This is a genomic window from Kangiella sp., assembly GCF_048265365.1.
Taxonomy (GTDB): Bacteria; Pseudomonadota; Gammaproteobacteria; order Enterobacterales; family Kangiellaceae; genus Kangiella.
This window is the reverse complement of sequence record NZ_JBLXBT010000010.1, coordinates 1-20,024: the sequence shown is the minus strand read 5'-3', so window position 1 is coordinate 20,024 and position 20,024 is coordinate 1. Positions and strand designations below refer to the sequence as shown.

Annotated in this window: 10 protein-coding genes; 9 read left to right on the top strand and 1 reads right to left on the bottom strand. The window is 47.7% G+C overall.

Annotation, left to right across the window (positions count from 1 at the left end):
* From ACN0VI_RS14580 to ACN0VI_RS14540, 9 genes are all read left to right on the top strand, one after another.
* A partial coding sequence (locus ACN0VI_RS14580) for a 3'-5' exonuclease (RefSeq protein WP_417447302.1) occupies positions 1 to 922 on the top strand: 922 nt, incomplete at its 5' end.
* 25 nt (positions 923 to 947) lie between these two features.
* Positions 948 to 1,064 carry an AlpA family phage regulatory protein gene (locus tag ACN0VI_RS14575; protein ID WP_417447301.1) on the top strand — a complete coding sequence of 39 codons (117 nt, stop codon included), beginning with the start codon at positions 948 to 950 and terminating at the stop codon, positions 1,062 to 1,064.
* 130 nt (positions 1,065 to 1,194) lie between these two features.
* Positions 1,195 to 6,486: a DEAD/DEAH box helicase gene (locus tag ACN0VI_RS14570; RefSeq protein WP_417447300.1), complete on the top strand. Its 5,292-nt coding sequence runs from the start codon at positions 1,195 to 1,197 to the stop codon at positions 6,484 to 6,486.
* Positions 6,486 to 9,257 (top strand): helicase-related protein, encoded by a 2,772-nt coding sequence (locus tag ACN0VI_RS14565; protein ID WP_417447299.1) that lies wholly within the window; start codon positions 6,486 to 6,488, stop codon positions 9,255 to 9,257. The genes ACN0VI_RS14570 and ACN0VI_RS14565 overlap by 1 nt, the downstream gene beginning before the upstream one ends.
* A gap of 9 nt (positions 9,258 to 9,266) precedes the next feature.
* On the top strand, positions 9,267 to 13,244 hold the full coding sequence (locus ACN0VI_RS14560; protein WP_417447298.1) for an Eco57I restriction-modification methylase domain-containing protein: 3,978 nt from the start codon (positions 9,267 to 9,269) through the stop codon (positions 13,242 to 13,244).
* The gene (locus ACN0VI_RS14555) at positions 13,244 to 14,425 is read left to right on the top strand and encodes a hypothetical protein (protein ID WP_417447297.1); all 1,182 of its coding nucleotides are present in this window, start codon (positions 13,244 to 13,246) and stop codon (positions 14,423 to 14,425) included. The genes ACN0VI_RS14560 and ACN0VI_RS14555 overlap by 1 nt, the downstream gene beginning before the upstream one ends.
* A complete protein-coding gene (locus tag ACN0VI_RS14550) occupies positions 14,422 to 16,605 on the top strand; it encodes a hypothetical protein (RefSeq protein WP_417447296.1) in 2,184 nt (727 codons plus the stop codon). The genes ACN0VI_RS14555 and ACN0VI_RS14550 overlap by 4 nt, the downstream gene beginning before the upstream one ends.
* 143 nt (positions 16,606 to 16,748) lie before the next feature.
* Positions 16,749 to 16,895 (top strand): hypothetical protein, encoded by a 147-nt coding sequence (locus ACN0VI_RS14545; protein ID WP_417447303.1) that lies wholly within the window; start codon positions 16,749 to 16,751, stop codon positions 16,893 to 16,895.
* A gap of 195 nt (positions 16,896 to 17,090) precedes the next feature.
* The gene (locus ACN0VI_RS14540) at positions 17,091 to 17,864 is read left to right on the top strand and encodes an HNH endonuclease (RefSeq protein WP_417447295.1); all 774 of its coding nucleotides are present in this window, start codon (positions 17,091 to 17,093) and stop codon (positions 17,862 to 17,864) included.
* A gap of 668 nt (positions 17,865 to 18,532) precedes the next feature.
* Here ACN0VI_RS14540 and ACN0VI_RS14535 read toward each other — a convergent pair.
* Positions 18,533 to 19,750: a tyrosine-type recombinase/integrase gene (locus ACN0VI_RS14535; RefSeq protein ID WP_417447294.1), complete on the bottom strand. Its 1,218-nt coding sequence runs from the start codon at positions 19,748 to 19,750 to the stop codon at positions 18,533 to 18,535.
* Positions 19,751 to 20,024: the final 274 nt, after the last annotated feature.

Below are 20,024 nucleotides of genomic sequence, written 5' to 3'. Positions count from 1 at the left end.
GCAATTTGTCACCAGAAATCCAGTACAAATCAAAAAAGACATTCAGTCCTTGATTAAGGTTAATAAGCCTGCTGTATCGATACTCAGACAAGGCAGAAATGAACAAGGTGTATCTCCCCTAGAAAAAGCGCTTAATGCTGTTTTGGCTTGTGTTCATATCTCAGGTAAACCAGCTCAGAATAAGGTGTATCTACTAGCTAGGTTTTGGCATCAAATGCCTGATTACCAGCTGCTTCAAGAAATTAATAGACAATATCCATCATTACAAATTACTTGTCAGTCATTCCATGCCTCTAAGGGTAAAGAAGCTGACTATGTAATCATTACGGGATTAACAACGGGTAAGCACGGCTTCCCGTCTCAAAAAGCAACCCCTCCGCTGGTGGACGCACTCTTACCTAAAGATGATGATTACGAGTTTGCTGAAGAGAGACGTCTTTTTTATGTCGCATTAACCAGAGCAAAACATAGAGCGTATCTATTAGCTGATATGACAGATGTCAGTGATTTTGTTGTCGAACTCATAAAGAACAAATACTTTATAGATACCGATGAATTTGATGCATCGGTTGTACAGAAACTGTTTGAACAGATTTCTTGTAGCAGCTGTAAAACAGGAATATTGAAAGAGCGCGTTAGTCGCTACGGTAAGTTCTTGTCTTGTTCTTTCTATCCTCGTTGTAAACACAAAGAAACCCCTTGTAGCCACTGTGGCAGCCCGATGAGCAGTACAACTAAGCCCGGCTTTCAGGAATGTATTAACGAAGAGTGTGGTGAGATTCGCCCGCTCTGCAAGTGTTGTGGCAGTGAGATGAAGCTAAGAAATGGTAAGTACGGTCAATTTTGGAGTTGTTCGACATATAGAAAAAATGCAGATAAAAATTGTGGTTATACACTTAACTGTACCGCTAACGAAATTTAATTGGGCTAGCACATGAAAGTTGGCAATGCGATTAGAAGAGGCCATCAACACGACAGGTCTTTCTAGATCATCTACCTACGCTTATATGGCAAAAGGTGAGTTTTCTAAGCCTATTCAGTTAGGCCCTAGAGTTGTGGATTAGATGGGAAGAGGTGTAGGGGAGAGTAGAGCTCAGTCATTGTTGATTAAGTATATGTATTTTTCTGAATAGTCTTTTTGGTAGAATGGCATGAATATATATACCAAAATAACAGTAAAAAGGGCGGCGATGTATGGAAAACGTTTTCAGTTTTAGGGATGAGCTGGTAGATGACTACAGCACTTTCTCCCGCAGTTTTGTGAAAATTGCAGCACCTGACATAAAGCAATTAGTCGAACGTGAATATGCCGATGGCAGATATTGGCCTGAGCCTCTAATACAAATAAACCCCAACTACAGGCGCCAAGGTACCGTGCAAGATCTGGCGGCAAGTGGAGAATTGCACCCATTGTGCTCTGATATTTTCCGTACTGGAAAGACGGAAGGGCGTTCGGATCCTCTTTTTTTATACAAGCATCAGATTGAAGCTTTGGCGAAAGGTCAGCAAAAACAGAGCTTTGTAGTTACTACTGGCACTGGTTCTGGAAAATCATTGTCTTTTTTTATACCGGTAGTAGATGCGATTCTAAAGGGCAAGGATCTTGACCCAGTGCCGCGAACTCGGGCAATTGTAATCTACCCCATGAATGCCCTAGCGAATAGCCAACTTGAAGAACTGAATAAGTTTTTAGAAGGCTTTCCTGAGGGTGAGCCCCCATTTACAGTTGCGCGTTATACTGGTCAAGAAAGTAGGGCAGAGCGAGAACGTATCGCAAATAACCCGCCAGATATTCTATTAACCAACTTCATGATGTTAGAGCTCATTCTAACGCGATATGAAGAAGTGGATCGCCGGGTCGTTCAGAACTGTCAGGGACTAGAGTTTCTTATTCTGGATGAATTGCACACTTACCGTGGCCGTCAAGGTGCAGACGTCGCCGTTCTGGTTCGTCGACTTAGAGAGCGCCTGTCCGCCTTTGAAATGACTTGTATCGGTACCTCAGCAACTATGTCCAGTACAGGTAATCAGGCAGACCGCAATCGAGTTGTAGCGGAAGTATCGAGTAAGCTGTTTGGGGTCAAAATCACTGAGCATGATGTAATAGGTGAAACACTTGAGAGGGTTACTACGCAATCCAAAGATGTCGACGCGATAAAGCATCTTTTGAAAGCTGAAGTTACCAAGGAAGAATTTAGTTGGAAGGGTTTTGATGAGTTCCATGATTCCCCATTGGCGATTTGGGTCGAACTGAATCTGGGTATTGAAATCCCTGCCGATGAACCACCTAAGCGTGCTCAACCCAAAACGCTCGCAGCAGCCACTGAGTTGCTGGCTGATCACGCCGGTGTATCAGCAGAAGCGGCATCTAAGGCTTTGCAGAAGTTTCTGATAGCTGCACATGATATTCGCACGCCGCAAGGGCGCGCTCCTTTTGCATTTAAGCTTCATCAGTTTATCAGTGGCCCTGGTAAGGTTCTGTCAACACTAGAATCGCCTCAGCGACGAACAGTTACCCTTGATGCCCAGCGCTTTGCTCCTGGTAAACAGGAACAAATGGTTCAGCTTTATTCAACCCACTTCTGCCGTGACTGTGGTCAAGAATATCACCCTGTATGGAAAACTTCCTACGGCCAGATTCGATTCGATCCTCGGGAAATTGGAGAGATAACGACAGCTGATAACGAAGAGATGAACTTCGGTTTTTTGTGCCCGACTCATGAGCAACTGGACTACAATGGGAAGTTAGAAGAGCTCCCTGAAAGCTGGATCGATTTTTCCAAAGCCGAGCCAAAGCTGAAATCAAGTTACAAAAATGCCCGCCCCATTGAATTTTCCATTTCTGCCGATGGTCTTGAAGGTCGTGGACAGAAATACTGGTATATTCCTGGTAAATTCCGGTTCTGCTTAAGCTGTAGTCAGCTGCATGAGGCTCACGGTAAAGATATTAACCGTCTTGCGAGTTTGTCCGGTGAAGGCCGATCTTCGGCTACCACAGTCTTGGCCCTGTCGGCATTGCGTCAGCTGTTCTCCATGAAAGAACTCCCAGAAGGAGCTCCCGATCCTAGAAAACTGCTAGGTTTTACGGATAACCGTCAGGACGCAGCTCTGCAAGCTGGTCACTTCAATGACTTTATCTTTTTGCTTACGCTTCGAGCTGGCTTGATCGGTGCGCTCCAGTCCAATTACAAAGTATTGGACGAAGAACACTTATCAGAGGAAGTGTTTAAAGCACTGGGTTTCAATAAGGTTGATGAAGCGACCTTGGCTGAATACCTGCGAACGCCAAAATTGATGGGACTGGCACGTCAAGAAGCCCAGCGGACATTACGATACATCATTGGTTATCGCTTGCTGCGTGATCTTCGCAGAGGTTGGCGCTTCAATAATCCAAATCTGGATCAGCTCGCACTGCTGAGGATGGATTACAAGTCCTTAGTTGATTTCTGCCAGGAAGAACAGCTATTCAAAGACACCAAAAATTCTGTTCTTGCCAAACTGAATGCCCACAATCGAGCAAGTCTTTGTAGGGTGCTTTTTGATGAAATGCGTCGAGCTTTGTGTTTAGAAAGTCGTTACCTTGACCCCGTTGAACAAGACAAAGCAAAGAGCAGTGCCTTCAACTATTTGAATGAGCGCTGGGCTTTTGCTTCTGATGAAAAACTCGAAACTTCTCGCTACCTGATTCTGTCTAAACGTCCGGAATATCGTGGCAAACCAAGAGCAGACCTTATTTCTGCGGGTGCGCGCTCACGTATCATCAAAATCATCAAAACAGCTGAGTTTTGGAAATCAACTGCTTTTTCAGGGCAAGTCTCTGGTTGGAAAGATGACGAATGGGTCGATATCGTCACCGCTTTACTCGAAGTCTCAGTGATGTATGGCTACGTGCAAAAACACAACATCGAGAAGGGGTTGGCGGGCTATCGCCTTAATGCATCGGCACTCGATTGGCATCTGACGGATGAACCAGCAGTAGACGCTAGTCGGGCAAACGAGTACTTCCGTCAGCTTTATCTCAATTTGGCAGAGTTGCTGAAAAAGCCAAATCATCCTCTCTTCTATTTCGAAGCACAAGAACATACTGCGCAGGTTGATGCCGGACGGCGTCAGTTGCTGGAACAGCGTTTCCGCTTTACAGATAAAGATCAGAAAGATTGGTTGGGTGAGCCGGGTCATGAGACGCCGCTGGAGCGTTTGCCCGTGATGTTCTGCTCTCCGACTATGGAGTTGGGTGTTGATATTTCGTCACTGAATACGGTTTATCTACGTAACGTACCGCCAACTCCGGCAAACTATGCTCAACGTAGTGGCCGTGCTGGTCGTTCTGGCCAGCAAGCATTGGTGATTACTTATTGCGCTTCCTTGAGCCCGCATGATCAGTGGTTCTTTCATAATGCCAACGAAATGGTACACGGCATTGTGAAAGCGCCAACACTGGATCTTGGAAACCGCGAGCTAATAGAAAGCCATCTGCAAGCAGTATGGTTGGCGGCCGCAGAAGTTGAATTGGATAGTAGTATAAGACCTTTAGTTGAACCTGAGTCTGACGGCATGCCGTTGCTAGATGCGTTGAAAACCCGGTTATCTGACCCTGCCGTCATTGCCAAAGCACGAGTCTCCGCAGAAGGTGTAATCAAACAGCTTGAAGGGGATTTGAATACCAGCAAATGGTTTACGCCGGACTACATCGATTCGGTAATTAGCAAAGCTCCAGAAATTTTCTCTAAGGCTTTAGACCGTTGGCGTGCACTGGTTGAGGCAACCCTCAAGCAAATGGAAATGGCCGAATCCATTACCAAAAGCCATACTTCCACCGATATGGAACGAGCAAACGCCCGGCGTCGCTGGGTTGATGCCTCTAACCAATACAACCAGCTTCAGAAAACATCGAATACTCAGAATTCTGATTTTTATACCTACCGTTATTTAGCCAGCCAGGGGTTCCTTCCAGGATACAACTTCCCACGTTTGCCGCTGATGGCATGGATTCCCGCTCGTGGTGGCCAGTCGGGCAAAGATGATGAGGGCAGTATGGTGAGCCGCCCGCGCTTTTTAGCTTTGTCTGAATTCGGCCCCCGCAGCCTGATTTATCATCAGGGTCGTATGTACCGAGTTGTGCGTGCCAAACTTAATGTCGGCAACAGCGACCACATTTCAGGTAACAGCTCGCTGGCGACGATTACATCTCGGATATGCAGCCAATGTGGCTATGGTCATTTGGGTCAGCCGGGCGAAGGCGAGCCTCTGGTTGAGCGTTGTGAAAACTGTGATGCGCTGCTGGGTGAAGAAGACTGGGTTAAAGAGCTCTATCGTATTGAAACCGTTGAAACTCAGCCAGTAGAACGAATCTCCATCAACGACGAGGATCGTCAGCGTCAGGGTTTTGAGCTTCAAACAACCTACCGTTTCTTGCCAGGGCCGGACGCAAAAATTCAGAAAGAGAAAGCCATTGTCAGCATCTATGGTGGGCCGTTGGCAGAACTGACCTATGCACCAGCTGCTCGCATCTGGCGTATCAATCGCGGCTGGCGTCGTCGCAAAGATAAAAACCAGCTCGGTTTCTACATCAATCCAATCACCGGGCTATGGAGTAAACAGGACGACCCCAACGACAGCGATGACGGTGTAAAAGAAGAAGGTGCGATGGATAAAGTCGCCAGTCAAAGAATCGTGCCTTTTGTTGAGGATCACCGTAACCTGCTGATCCTTGCGCCATTAGTAACTCCCAGCAAAGAAGCTATGGCCACGGTACAAGCGGCGCTTAAGCGCGGCGTAGAAATGACCTTCCAGATCGAAGAATCAGAGCTGGTGGCCGAACCACTACCAAAGCTTGATGACCGTAAGTCGCTGTTGTTTTACGAAGCGGCGGAAGGCGGGGCTGGTGTTTTAACTCGCTTGGCATCCGAGCCAGAAAGTTTGGCGATTGTCGCTAACAAGGCGCTGGAAATCATGCATTTCCAGAAACCTGAAAACGAACAGTGGGATGCCTCAACACTGGTGGCGACCGAGAAAAAAGACGACCTGGGTAATGCTCTATGTGAAGCGGGTTGTTACCAATGTCTATTGTCTTACTTCAACCAGCCAGATCACGAGAATATCAATCGCCGCAATTCGGAGGCACTGGAATTGCTGGTTGCCTTGGCAAATTCGAGTGTTCAGCTAGAGGCAGTTGCAACACCAGGCTCCTCCGTAGCGGGAGCCAGCAGTGGAGATATTGCCAGTGATTTTCTTAATGAGATTGCCAAGCAAGGATTGAATCAACCTTCTGCCACATTTGTTGCGGTATCTGGCGGCGAAGCAACAGCAATCGCACAGTACAAAGGCACGCGAACACTAGTCTTTACTGATATTGTTTCAGAAGACATCATAAGCACATTAACCGATAAGGGCTGGGCATGTATCGATGCATCGGACCCAACTCAATGGAACACAATATTTAATGACCACAGCCATGTATTCGGCATGGTCGGGAATGCTGAATAATGACACAAGAACATAACTACATACCGGGTAATCTGGTTCTTGCTCGCGGCCGTGAATGGGTTGTACAGAGCGACTCCACCCCTGGCTGGTTACGCCTGCGACCACTTGGGGGCGCTGACGATGACATCATTTCCCTGATTCCGGATTTGGAACTGCAACCGGTAACATCCGCGACCTTTCCTTGGCCAGATGCGGAAACACCCGGCAGCCACTCAGGTGGTTTGCTGTTGCGCGACGCTCTACGCTTGAAGCTTCGCACAGGTGGAGGACCGTTCCGATCCTTTGGCAACATCGCCGTTGAACCACGTGCCTATCAGCTGGTACCTCTGCTGATGGCACTACGTTTAAGCACGGTACGTCTGTTGATTGCCGATGACGTTGGTATAGGTAAAACCATTGAGGCGGGTTTGATAGTCCGTGAACTGATGGATCGGGGCGAAATTTCAAAACTGGCCGTTTTATGCCCGCCGCATCTGGTCGAGCAATGGCAGTCCGAGCTTGAAGTTCGCTTTAACCTGCACGCTGTGGCGTTGACCTCGGCAACCGCCAGCCGTGTTGAACGTGAAGTGCCCCATGGTGTAAATCTGATGGATCACTTCCCGGTGATTGTCGTTAGCCTCGATTACATCAAAAGCGAACGTCACCGTGAGCATTTCCTATCGATTGCACCAGAATGTGTGATCGTCGATGAAGCCCATACCTGTGCAACGTCTGGTGTTGGTAAACAATTGCGCTTTGAGTTATTACAACGTCTGGCCGCGAATGACGAACGTCACCTGATCATGCTGACGGCCACCCCGCATTCCGGTGATGAAGGCGCGTTTTATAACTTAATTTCACTGCTGAATCCAAAGTTTGCCGAGTTGCAAAATCACACCTCGGCCAGTCATCCGTTGCGTCAGGAACTGGCTCGCCACTTTGTACAGCGCCGCCGAAAAGACATCAGCGAATGGCAAGCCGAAACCGGCGATGGCACCGGATTCCCACGCCGTATGAAGTCCGACGTCACCTACAAGCTCAGTGGTGACTGGGGCGCGTTTTTTGATTCGGTACAGGAATACTGCGTCGAGCTGGCCGAAAGTGTCGAGCAGCAAGGTGAGAGCAGCGCACGACTGATCTGGTACGCCACCCTGGCACTGTTGCGCTGTGTCGCCTCGTCACCGGCTGCGGCGGTCAAAGCGTTGAGCAATCGTCTTGAAGGCGTTGAAACCGATGTCGATCTGCTGATTGATGAACGTCTGCACGATGGTGAAGCCGATGACCTGATGGCATCCGATATTGAGCCACCGGCCCAGTTGCAAAACCAGTCGCTGCAAGCCCTGATCGACGAAGCTGAACGGCTTAGCGGAAAAAAAGGCGACCCCAAGCTATCAGCGCTGATTCAGCATCTGAAAGGTCTGATTGCAGATGGTTTCCACCCGGTGATCTTCTGTCGTTATATCGCCACCGCTCATTATGTTGCCGAGCATTTGCGCAAGCACTTCAAAAATGTGCTGGTGGAATCCGTTACCGGTGAACTGACCCCGGAAGAACGCCGCCTCAAGGTTGAGGACATGGAAGAGGGCCAGCAACGTATTCTGGTGGCCACTGACTGCTTGTCGGAAGGTATCAACCTGCAGCATCTGTTCACCGCTGTTGTGCATTACGACCTGGCCTGGAACCCGACCCGCCACGAGCAGCGAGAAGGCCGCGTCGACCGTTTTGGCCAGCAAGCCAGTGAAGTGCGCTGTACCATGCTCTACGGTCAGGACAACCCGGTCGATGGTTTTGTACTGAATGTAATTCTGCGCAAGGCCGACGCAATCCAGAAAGAACTGGGCGTATTAGTACCAATGCCGGAAGACGACAGTCGCATCAATCAGGCACTGGTCAAGGCCGCCCTGATGAAACGCAGCAGTGTCGCAGCACCGCACACATTGGATATGTTTGCCGATGCAGAAGAGCTGCTGGCACCGGTGCAAAGCCAGTGGCAAGACGCACTGGAGAAAGCCAAAGCCAACCGCACCGTGTTTGCCCAGCGTTCCCTAAAACCTGATGAAGTGTTGCCAGAGTGGCAAAAGCAGCAAGAGTCGCTTGGTACACACCAAGACGTCCTGCGCTTTGTTAAAACCGCCGCTGCACGTTTGAATGCCCCACTAGAAGAGACTCGCGGCGAGCGTTATCGCTTCTTGCCTGCCAATACCCCACAAAACCTGCGACAGCGGCTTGAAGATGACGGTATCGACAAACCACTGCTGATCGACTTTAACGAACTGCACCGCAGCCACCCGCTGGTCAGTATTCTGGCTGATCACCTGCTGGAAGAAAGCCTGCAAGGCGATAGCCGCATTGCCGCTCGTTGTGCTGCAGCCGAAACCGACAGCGTTGACGTTGTCACCACTGTCTATCTGCTGCGTGTGCGTCACCAATTGGAATATGTGCGCCGTCGAGAACCTTTCCAGCTGATGGCCGAAGAGACTTTGGCTGTGGCAGTGAAAGGGCGTAACAATCCAGAATGGATCGTCGGTCACGAAGTGAATCAACTGCTGGAACGTATCCCTTCCGGCAACTTGTCCAAAGAAGCCATGACCCGCGAGATCAACCACGCCTTGGCATTTATGAACGAACATCAGAACAAACTGGAAAGCCTAGCTAGTGAACGTGCCGATGCTCTGTTGGCCGACCACCGTCGGGTACGAGAGGCCGCTCGTGATGTCGGCCAATACAGTGTTACCCCGTGTTTGCCGGTCGACCTGATCGGTGTTTATGTATTGTTGCCGGATGCGCTGTAAGGATACCCCATGAAAAAAGTAAAACGTCAGATCAAAAGCGCATTCAATTTGCCCAGCATTACTCTGGAAGGCGGACTGTTTCTTCCCGATCAGCTGGAAAATGCAGCATTAGGTCAAGCCGAATATCAGGCCGAAACTGATTACCAGATTCCCAAGGGATTGAAGCTCAAAGATGAATACAGCCGTGCCTTTCAGATTGCCAGCGCCCAGTGGAAGCAATTTACTCCGCAGCTGCAACGTACCGATCTCAATGCGTCTAGCGCTACTCAAACCTTTGTGGCAGAGTTTCTACGTGATGCACTGGGTTACACACAGCTTGAAGCCGTTGAACCCATCACAGTGAACGAGCGCGGCTATCCGATCGGCCTCATGGCTGGGCATATTCCTGTGGTTGTGGCACCGTTTGACAGCAAGCTCGATGACAGCCTTGAAGCCTTTTCCATTACCGGTAGTGGCAGTCGCAAAAAATCAGCCTTTCAGCTGGCGCAAGAACTGCTGAATGCCAGCGACGAGTACCTGTGGGCGCTGGTCTCTAATGGTAAACAGCTACGGTTGCTGCGCGATGCGGCTAGCCTGACCCGACCGAGTTTTCTGGAGTTTGATCTGGAAGACATTCTGCAAGGTCAACGATTTGCCGAATTTGCCACCCTCTGGCGCTTGCTGCACGGCAGTCGTGCTAACCAGACGGGCGCACCAGAATCATGCATTTGGGAAGCCTGGCGTGAGCAAGGCAAAAACGAAGGCACCCGCGTTCGCGATGGCCTGCGCGATGGAGTAGAGCAAGCGCTGTTAACCCTGGGTGAGGGCTTTATTCAGCATCCGGCCAACCAGAAACTGCGCCAACAGTTGGAAAACGGCCAACTCAGCAAGAATGACTATTTTCAGCAGTTATTGCGCCTGATTTATCGACTGATCTTTTTGTTTACCGTTGAAGAGCGGGGGCTGCTGCACCCGCAACCAGCAGCCGGTAAAGCCAACGCCAAAGCCGACCAGCAAGCTCGCCGTGCCTACTCGCAGGGCTACGCACTGGCGCGCCTGCGTGAAGCCTGCCTGCAACGGCGTAACCTGAATCGCTTTGATGACCAGTGGCAGTCGTTGCGCATCGTGTTTGCCGGATTGGCCGATGGCCAGCCGCTGTTGGCCTTACCGGCGTTGGGTGGCTTGTTCAGCAAAACCCAATGCGAACAGCTGGATGCCGCCAGTCTCAGCAACCTGCACCTGTTAAGCGCCATGCGCCAGTTGCGTTGGGCCATACACAAAGGCTCCCCGGTGCCGATCGACTACCGCAACATGGGCCCGGAAGAACTGGGTAGCGTGTACGAAAGCCTGCTGGAATTTGACCCGCGGCCAGACCCACACCAAAAAACTTTCGAGTTGATTAACACTTTGGGCAGTGATCGCAAAAAAACCGGCAGTTATTACACCCCGGATTCACTGGTACAGGAGCTGATCAAATCGGCGCTGGAGCCAGTCATTCGTCAGAAACTGCAAGATAACCCGAGTAACCCGACGCAGGCGCTGCTCAGTATTCGCGTGATTGACCCGTCCTGTGGCAGTGGCCACTTTTTGCTGTCAGCCGCACGTCGACTGGCGCAAGAGCTGGCACAACTGCGCACGGAAGACGGTGCCGTTAAGCCCGCCGATTACCGCCAGGCGCTGCACGATGTGATTGCCAACTGTATTTTTGGTGTCGACCGTAACCCCATGGCGCTGGAGCTGGCACGTATGGCCTTGTGGCTGGAAGGCTTCGACAACAGCGGTGACACCGGCCAGCCGTTGTCGTTCCTTGATCACCACCTGCAATGCGGTGATGCCCTGCTGGGCCTGACCGACTTGGGGGCGCTTGAATACGGCATCCCCAAAGCGGCCTTTAAGGCGCTGACGGGCGATGAAAAACCGGTTTGCACGGCGCTGGGCAAGGCCAATACTGCGGCCCTGAAGCAATTGCAGAAAGACCGCAAAAGCCCGCAGTTCAAACTGCCGCTGGAGCAAGCCAGCCAGCTGACCGAGCTGCAAGCCATCGAGGCCATGCCGCAGCGCACCACCAAACAGATTGCCAAACAGGAAGCAGCTTATCTGGCCTTCCTCGACAGCGCCCGCCACAGCCCGCTACGCCACGCCGCTGACATGCTGCTGGGCGCGTTTTTGATGGACAAAACCGAAGCCACCGAGGCACAGATTCCTACCACGGCCAATCTGTATCTGGAGCTGGTAAACGACCAACACAACGAACAACACCTGAGTGTTCGCCAGCAGGCGATGCTGGCCTGTGCCGACGCCAGCGTATTCCACTGGCCATTGGCCTATCCGCAAGTCTTTGCCCAGGGCGGTTTTGACTGCGTACTCGGCAATCCGCCGTGGGAGCGCATCAAACTGCAAGAAGAAGAGTTCTTTGCTACCCGCAGTACCTTTATCAAAGAGGCTCGTAACAAGGCCGAACGGGCGCAGCGGATTCAGTGGCTCAGCGAAGGTATGCTGGCCAAACACCTGCACCCGGAAATCCCGCATCCGGAACATGAATGTATGGCCGAAGTGCGCGTGTACAACGAGTTCGTGACCGCCAAACGCACCGCCGAAGCGGCCAGTGCCTTTATGCACGTCAATGGTGACGAAGGTGGGCGCTACGCGCTGACTGGTGTTGGTGACGTCAATACTTATGCGCTGTTCAGTGAAACGATTTTGCAGATCACCTCAGCATCGGGCCGCTCCGGGTTTATTGTGCCGACCGGCATTGCCACCGACGATTCCACCAAAGCCTTTTTTGGTCATATCTCCCAGTCCGGGCGAATGGCCAGCCTGTACGACTTTGAAAACCGTGATGCCATTTTCCCCGGCGTGCATCGCAGTTATAAGTTCTGCCTGCTAACCATTGGTCAGGCCGAAGAAGCCGAGTTTGCATTCTTCCTGACTCAGCCGCATCAGCTGGCCGACGACAGCCGCCGCTTTACCCTGACCCCGGAAGAGTTCCGCCTGATCAACCCCAACACCCTGACTTGCCCGGTATTCCGCAGCCAAAAAGATGCAGAACTGACCAAAAAGCTCTACCGCGCTGCGCCCGTTCTGACCAACGAAACTCAGGAAAACGGCAACCCGTGGGGCATCAGTTTTATGGCGATGATGCATATGTCCAATGACAGTCACCTGTTCAAAGACGAACCGGGTGTTGGACGTGTGCCTCTGTACGAAGCCAAGATGATTCACCAGTTCGACCATCGCTGGGCTACCTATGAGGGTGACAGCGCTCGTGATGTCAGTATCGAAGGAAAAGCCGATGCCAGTTATGTCGTTACTCCAAGGTACTGGATGAATGAGGATGAAGTGGATGAACGCCTGATCAAGCGCAATAAATCTGGAGAAGTCGTTTGGAAGTGGGACTATGGTTGGCTTATGGGATGGCGAAACATTGCTCGGAGTACAGATGAAAGAAGTTTTATATCTACAGTGATGCCTAAGGTTGCTGTAGGGCATTCAATGCCACTGTGGTTTACATCTAAGGCGCCGCTTCAATCCGCTGCATTTTTAGGGAATATGTCAGCGCTAGTTTTTGACTTTATAGTAAGACAAAAATTGGGCGGGACGAATATGACGTATGGTTATTACATGCAATTTCCTGTACTTGCTCCGAATTCTTATAGCGATTCGGATTTGAAATTCATTGCATCCAAGGTTTTAGAGCTTTCTTTTACCTCTCATGAGCTCAAATGCTGGGCTCAAGATTTAGGCTATGTCGGCGACCCATTTCCTTTTGATCCTGAACGCCGCGCCATTCTGCGTGCCGAACTGGATGCCTACTACGCCAAACTCTACGGCCTCACCCGCGACGAGCTGCGCTATATCCTCGACCCAGCTGATGTGATGGGCGAAGACTGCCCATCCGAAACGTTCCGGGTGTTAAAAAACAAGGAAATGGGCCTGTACGGCGAATACCGCACCCAGCGTCTGGTGCTGGAAGCCTGGGATAAACTAGAAGCAGGAGAGCTGAACTGATGGATTTTCCTAAAAAAATTTCTATAGAAGCATGTGAGCAATTAATTTCAAATTTAGGTGATAAGCCAGAAGAGGTCTTACAGTTACCGGTAGACACATCGGCATTGGCTTTTGGCGGACTTGCATCAGCCATTCAAGCTGCTAATACCTGGATGCGAGGCCGTAAAAACAGAGCTGTATTGCTAAGATCAAGCACTGCTAGAGATGTTGTTGCGGATATCAACGAGCGACCACATAAGTTCTCCGTTGCGATGTGTTCAACTGCAATTGCCATAGACAGCGATCCAGAAACTGATTTACGCCCGCAGATTAATCTGCGAGCAAAAGAGACAATTGATAACCAAGAGAAAAGTCCATTTGGACAACAACGCGGTGGATTGTGTTGGTTCGCTTTTGTAGATCACAGTTCTAAAGGATTTGATAGAAATTTCTATATTCAAAGTCCTGGTGGGAACTTCGAACCCCGTCATCCAGAACAGATAGGGGTTGTAATCAAGTCAATGATTGATAAATCTATGAGTGTCGTGGCGGGAACAAAGCCGCTTTCAGGCGACACATTAGATTGTATTGGCCGTATTTTCTTCGAGCTGTTTCTGAATACTCATGAACATGGCACTAGAGGCCATGCTAGAAATAATTGGTTTAGGCCGGGTATGAGGGTGATTTATACGAATGCCGTAAATTTAAGCACGGACGGAAGTAGTAACATCACAGAGAGTCAGCCATTTTTGCATCAATATGTAGAATCTGCTACCGCCGGATCCAATAATAAAAAACGGTTTGTTGAGATAGGTATTGTCGATTCAGGACTGGGGTATTGTGGACGCTGGCTAGCGGATCAGAACTCCTCTATGAATCACTTTGATTTATCAATTGATGATCAATATCAAATATTTCAACAGTGCTTTCAATTCCGTCAAACATCAACTCAAAAAGAAAATAAGGGTAATGGATTGCCAGTTGTAATGGATAGACTTACCAAACTAGGTGGCTTTATACGAATTCGAAGCGATCGCCTATCTCTGTATCGCAATTTTATAAGCTCCCCCTACCATTTGAATGATAATTGTGATTTCTATGATTGGGTCAGTGGGCTAGCCGCTAGCGAATCTCTTACAGAAATGTCTGCATGTTGTGGGGTTTCAATTACTCTTTTAATTCCTCTGGAGGAAAAACTGTGAATAATTGTTTTTCCTTCCGTTTTTTTGAGCCCAATGAAAAATATCGCAAGAGCCTTGTTATATTCACCGAGTCCAAAGTTGGTCTTGATACAATATCGAGAGTATTGAAGCGAGATGTCTCTGAAAATCTTAACCCGAAACATGTCTACCTGATTTCGTCAGAAGGTTATGAATACTCTCTTAAATTCTGTGCTGCAGATCAAGGTTTCTCTCAAGAGTTTGAATCTTTAGTGGGAGATAATATTAGTAATCGTCTTAGGTGTATGTTTAGTACTTTCGAAGGAAGGCTCAATTATTGCGACAAGAAAATAGTCACTGATGATTTGAGGGCTGCAATTCTTCAGGCTGGCATGTTGAAGTTGTTTAAAAAGCATAGCGGATTGATTGTATCTAATACAGCCTACCATTTTGTAAAACCTTCTGGTGCTCATTGTGACAAATTCATCAGAGCTTCTAATCTGTTGGTTTCAAGTTCCGAAGTAACCTTTCTTGCAGTATCGCTACTCCCTTATTTGAATCGGGATTTAAAGAGGATTTATGTTGATACCTCGTCTATCGCCTTCTTGGTTAGCACCGCTGTAAGGCTGTATTCAAAATTTGAGTGTGGTGTACCTGCAATCGAAAGCTTTGAGTCATATGCTGCTCTGAATCAGTCCTACGACTTTGTTGAAGATAGCTCAAGCTTGATCATGATATCGGCTACTACTAGCGGTTCTTTGTCAAAGAAAATACTTGATATAACGAATTTCACCAATAATCAGGTGGTCACTTTGTTTTTTACAAATCTCCCTGGTGATCATGAGGGGATATTTGATGTGTCGGGCGCTATTACTGGTGGTATTGTGTCTACAAAGTTTTCTGAATGCGAGTTTTGTAAACGTGGTTCCAAACCAATTCGTATCACAGGTGATCAATTTCTTCCTGAAAATCCAAAACATGAATCGCTAGTAGTCAGAAAGCTCGATTTTTCATCTAATAGAGAGAAATTCTTCAAGCAATTTGCGGCTACCGGCGTACTGCATTGGAATCGAAGCAGCTCCAGTTTGGATAGTTATAAAGAACATTTTTATGTAGATGCTAAGGTTGCTATTGAAGGCATGGGAAAGGACTTTTTGGACAGGCTGGAAAAACTTGCCAAAAAGCATATTTCAAGAGATCTTAAAATAGTAATTACGCTTGACGATGAGGGATCAGAAGCTCTTAAAAATTCGGTTCTTAAATTTATTGGAGATTATTCAGAAATCAAGTTTCTCTCTGCAAGGACTTTTACGGAGGCTGATGTTTCAGGCTTTGGCTCTGTATTGGTAATTGCTAGCGCTATTACTTCGGGACGAAGTCTACTTGCCGTGGCCCGGAAGCTCCGCGGCATCAATCAATCATCGACTATTGTGTATTTTGTCGGGTTCTCCAAGCTTCCGGGAAGCGATGCGAAATCGCAGTTCGAGAAAGATTTGAAACAAGGTGGACATGAATTAGTTATTCTAAATGATTGCCCTCTTCCTAGAATAAAGGAATATAGTAAAACTGCTTGGGACTGGGAACGTGAAATGCTACACCCTTTAGGGGAGGATGATCCTCTTGGAGACTCTGATGATTTGCTGCCTGATTTGCTAAATCAAAGACGCCAAAAACTTCTTGATGATTCTTTGAGCTCCGATGACTTGTTTTTGCCTAACGCAGAAAATAGCCCGTTAAAGTTACGCAGAACTTTTGCTTTTTGGTCCGATCTTGATTTCGATGGAGCTCGATTAGAGAAAACTTCACAAGCTGATGTTTATTGGACCATTCAAAGTGTTCTGCATGACTTACGGGTGAAGAGTGAGAATGGAGGTCTTTCGACGGCTTACCATACAACCTTGATTAGTCCCGCGAATTTTGACCGTTTTAATGACGGGATAATTCAGGCTTCAATATTGAGAGCTGCCCACCCCGTTGAGTTGGACTACCGATTGGATCATGTATTTAGTCGGCAAATGACGGATGTATGCCTCTCCGTAATTCGGAATTGGGACAACGAGCAAGGTGAAGCAGCGCTAGAGTTTCTGATTGCGTTGTGGTCTGGTCGTATGCACCTATTGGATGAACACCTGAGTGAACTAACCGCATTTATAGATAGTGTATCTTCGCCAGAAGTGAAATTTTTGTTGGAGCAGTTATCCCATGAAGTTGCAACTGAGTAAAAATTTTTCCGTGATGAAGTTACTGGACGGGAAAGTTCTTTCTTTGCTGTTATAGCTAATACCTCAAGTAAAATAACCACTTACCTTGCTAAGTACAGCTGGGTGAGTGGTGTCAGGCTAATAGTCACTTGCCAGATTGGTTTGTGGTGTTTGATGTGTACGACCGCTGCCAACAGCAATTTTTCAGTAACGAACGACGCAACCAACTGTCGCAGCAACTGAATTGGCGACTGTACCCGCTGTATTCACAGGAAAAACAGCCTCAAAAATCTGAAGCAACTGCTGAGTAACGCTCAAAGCCGCTATCGTGCTGGCCCACCGGAAGGCCTGATCATTCGCAAACAAAGCGACCAATGGTGCGACCAACGCGCTAAGCTGGTTCGAGCCGACTTCACCCAGTCCATTGATGGGCATTGGCGAGGCCGGATGATCGAATGGAATAACGTAAAATTAGACCGCTCTAGTTTGAGGAGGAAAGTAGATTTATGAATGTCTTAAAAAGAGCGATTATAGAAAAAGCAGGGTACCAATCGGGGTTTGAATATCAAGCTTCTAGTACCCATTCAGGCTTGGAACTAGCATCCTCACGGCACCCAGCCAAAGCGACCATTACAGAGCAAGGCGCTGATTATCGAGTTGCATTTTCCTCATCTCATACGGAGTCTCTACTCTCTGAAATGAAACGGGCTTATCCAAACTTTATACGAGATAATGATTTCATTGCTGGTAATGAGACTGAATTGGTCCTCTTACTTAAAGCGGCATCTAAGCTTGCGTATGTGCTACCGAACAATATGCTATCAACATACGAGGAAGAGGTCGACGCCGAGATAGACAAGCTCCCACATAACGAACGAGGTACTGAGGTCGAGCGACTCATCAAGCAGCGAGTCGGACAAAGTAATTACCGGAAGGCATTGCTTGAGTATTGGGGAGGCAAATGTGCCGTTACTGGGGTCAGTTTAACTGATGTGCTTAGAGCAAGCCACGCTAAGCCTTGGTCTGAATGTGCTAACGACAGCGAGCGTTTGGATGTCTTCAACGGATTTTTGCTGACCGCAAATCTCGATGCTCTATTTGATCGGTTTCTGATTACGTTCGATGGTGATGGTGTTTTAAAATGCTCGTCCAAATTAACAGAAGATACTAAAGTTAAGTTGGGGATTAACCTCCCTAACAAACTGAGGTGGATTACAGAAAATCATCAAACCTATTTAGAATACCATCGGTACGAGTTCCATCGTCTACAACGTCAATAAACACAACAATGGGTAGGTGATTCTTCTATGATGAATGACGCCGAGATAACAAGTTTAGCGATAATTGAAGCTAAAAAATTAAAGATGTGCTTAGCAAAGTTTCTTGTAGACGGGAATATACAGGGGGATAGTCCCGTATCTGTTTTTATGACTGGTTCGCCCGGCGCAGGGTAAACAGAGATGGCGCGTATCAAGATCAAGCATTTTAGCTCTGAGTATGATGTTCGCCCATACATATTGAAAATGATGAACTAAGGAAGGTATTGCATGCTTATGATGGTCATAACTCTCCATTGTTTCAGCAGCCAGCAATAATACTTGTCGAGGCTATTCATGATTGATCATTAAAGAGGTCCGTTAATTTTGTGTTAGACCCTACATTCTCAAGCTACGACAAAGCTGCTAGTAATATCCAGAGATAGTTGGATAAAAGTCGATATGTGCAAATTATCTGTCTATATCAAGACCCCTAAACAAGCATGGAAGCTTGTTTAGGGGATGGAGGAGCTAGAAGGGCGTTGATTACCACCTGGGGTATTTGTTGAGCAATTTATAGAGTCTCAGGTGGAAAGTTCCAGTTTTTCGATAAAGTTGCTCGTGAAGCTATCAAAAAAACAACAGGGTATGGCCGAAAAAAGCTAAAACTGTTCGTGGTTAACCGTTAATTTTTACATCGTTTCTTTAAACCAATCTTCCATTAGTAGTCTTCTTTTCTGTAGCAAATCACCACGCTGATAAGCTGCTTCTGCCTGGTCTTTCAGTTTATGAGCAAGTGCGTGTTCAATGACTTCTCTAGGAAAGCTGGTGGTTTCTCCAGCCCAGTCCCTAAAAGTAGAGCGAAAACCATGTTGAGTTAAATCTTTGCGATCCATGCGCTTGAGGACGGCTGTAAGCGTCATATCTGACATCTGCTTACCTCGTTGGCCTGGGAAGACTAAATTGCCACCAGCAACCCTAGGGAGCTCTTCAAGTATCTTAAGCGCACCACTTGAAAGCGGCACTCGATGTTCTTTACGCGCTTTCATGCGTTCTGCTGGAACAATCCATACCTTGTTATCAAAATCGATTTCATCCCATGTAGCACCACGTACTTCACCAGAACGTGCAACGGTTAGAATTGAAAACTCAAGCGCTCTGGCTGAAAGGCCGGGGCGCTTGTATAGTTCTTTCATGAAATCAGCAATTTCAGCATAAGGGAGGGCAGCGTGATGCTTGCGCTTCTGGATCTTGCTTGGTTCTGGTAGCAGCGGTTTGAGCATACCTTTCCAACCGGCTGGATTATCACCTTCTCTAAATTCTTTTGCCTTAGCATAATCCAAGATCGTTTCAATACGCCCACGTAGACGGCTAGCTGTTTCATTCTTTTCAAGCCAGATCGGTTGAAGCACTTCAAGTATGTGAGTCTTATTGATTTGATTAACGGGAAGATGTCCAATAATAGGGAAGGCGTATCTTTCTAAGCTAGAACGCCATTGAGCAATGTGCTTTATATTCTTAAGTTCCTTTTCCTTCATGCTTAACACTAACTGAGCGCACTCAATGAAAGTGGTGTTTTTACCTTGCTCTCGAATAGCTTCAGCTTTTTTTTCTTGCTTAGCTTCAATAGGGTTGATACCCGCTTTGATTTCACTACGAAGCTCTCTGGCTTTATCTCTCGCTTCAGCAAGGGTCACTTCAGGGTAACTACCCAAGCCAAGAAAAAGTCGGTTAGGAACCTCTTTACCTTCTTTGTCGATCCTGGTTCCCATGAGCATGTTGAACACCCAGCTTCTGGAGTTGCCAGCAACCTTTAAAGATAAACCACTGACACCACCAACAGCATGACGACCGTCTATTTTTATCTTAGAGACAGCTAGGGCAGTTAACTCTTTTACAATTTTTGGCATTGAATTTCCTTGTACATCAACTAGTACATCAATAGAAGTGAGATTTTAGTATATCTGGCTGGATGCTATTGGAAAAGGGTTTTATCTAAGTGTATGATATATAATGGTTTAATATACTATATTAAACTTTGTTGGAATCTATTATGGCGGACTTGCTCACCGCCATTATAAAAAAAAGACGTCTAATTAGGCGTCTTTTTTTTCATCTCAAATTTGTAGGGCCTTGACTAAGTAATTCTTGCTTAATCAATTAAAAGCTTGGCTTGCTCAAATA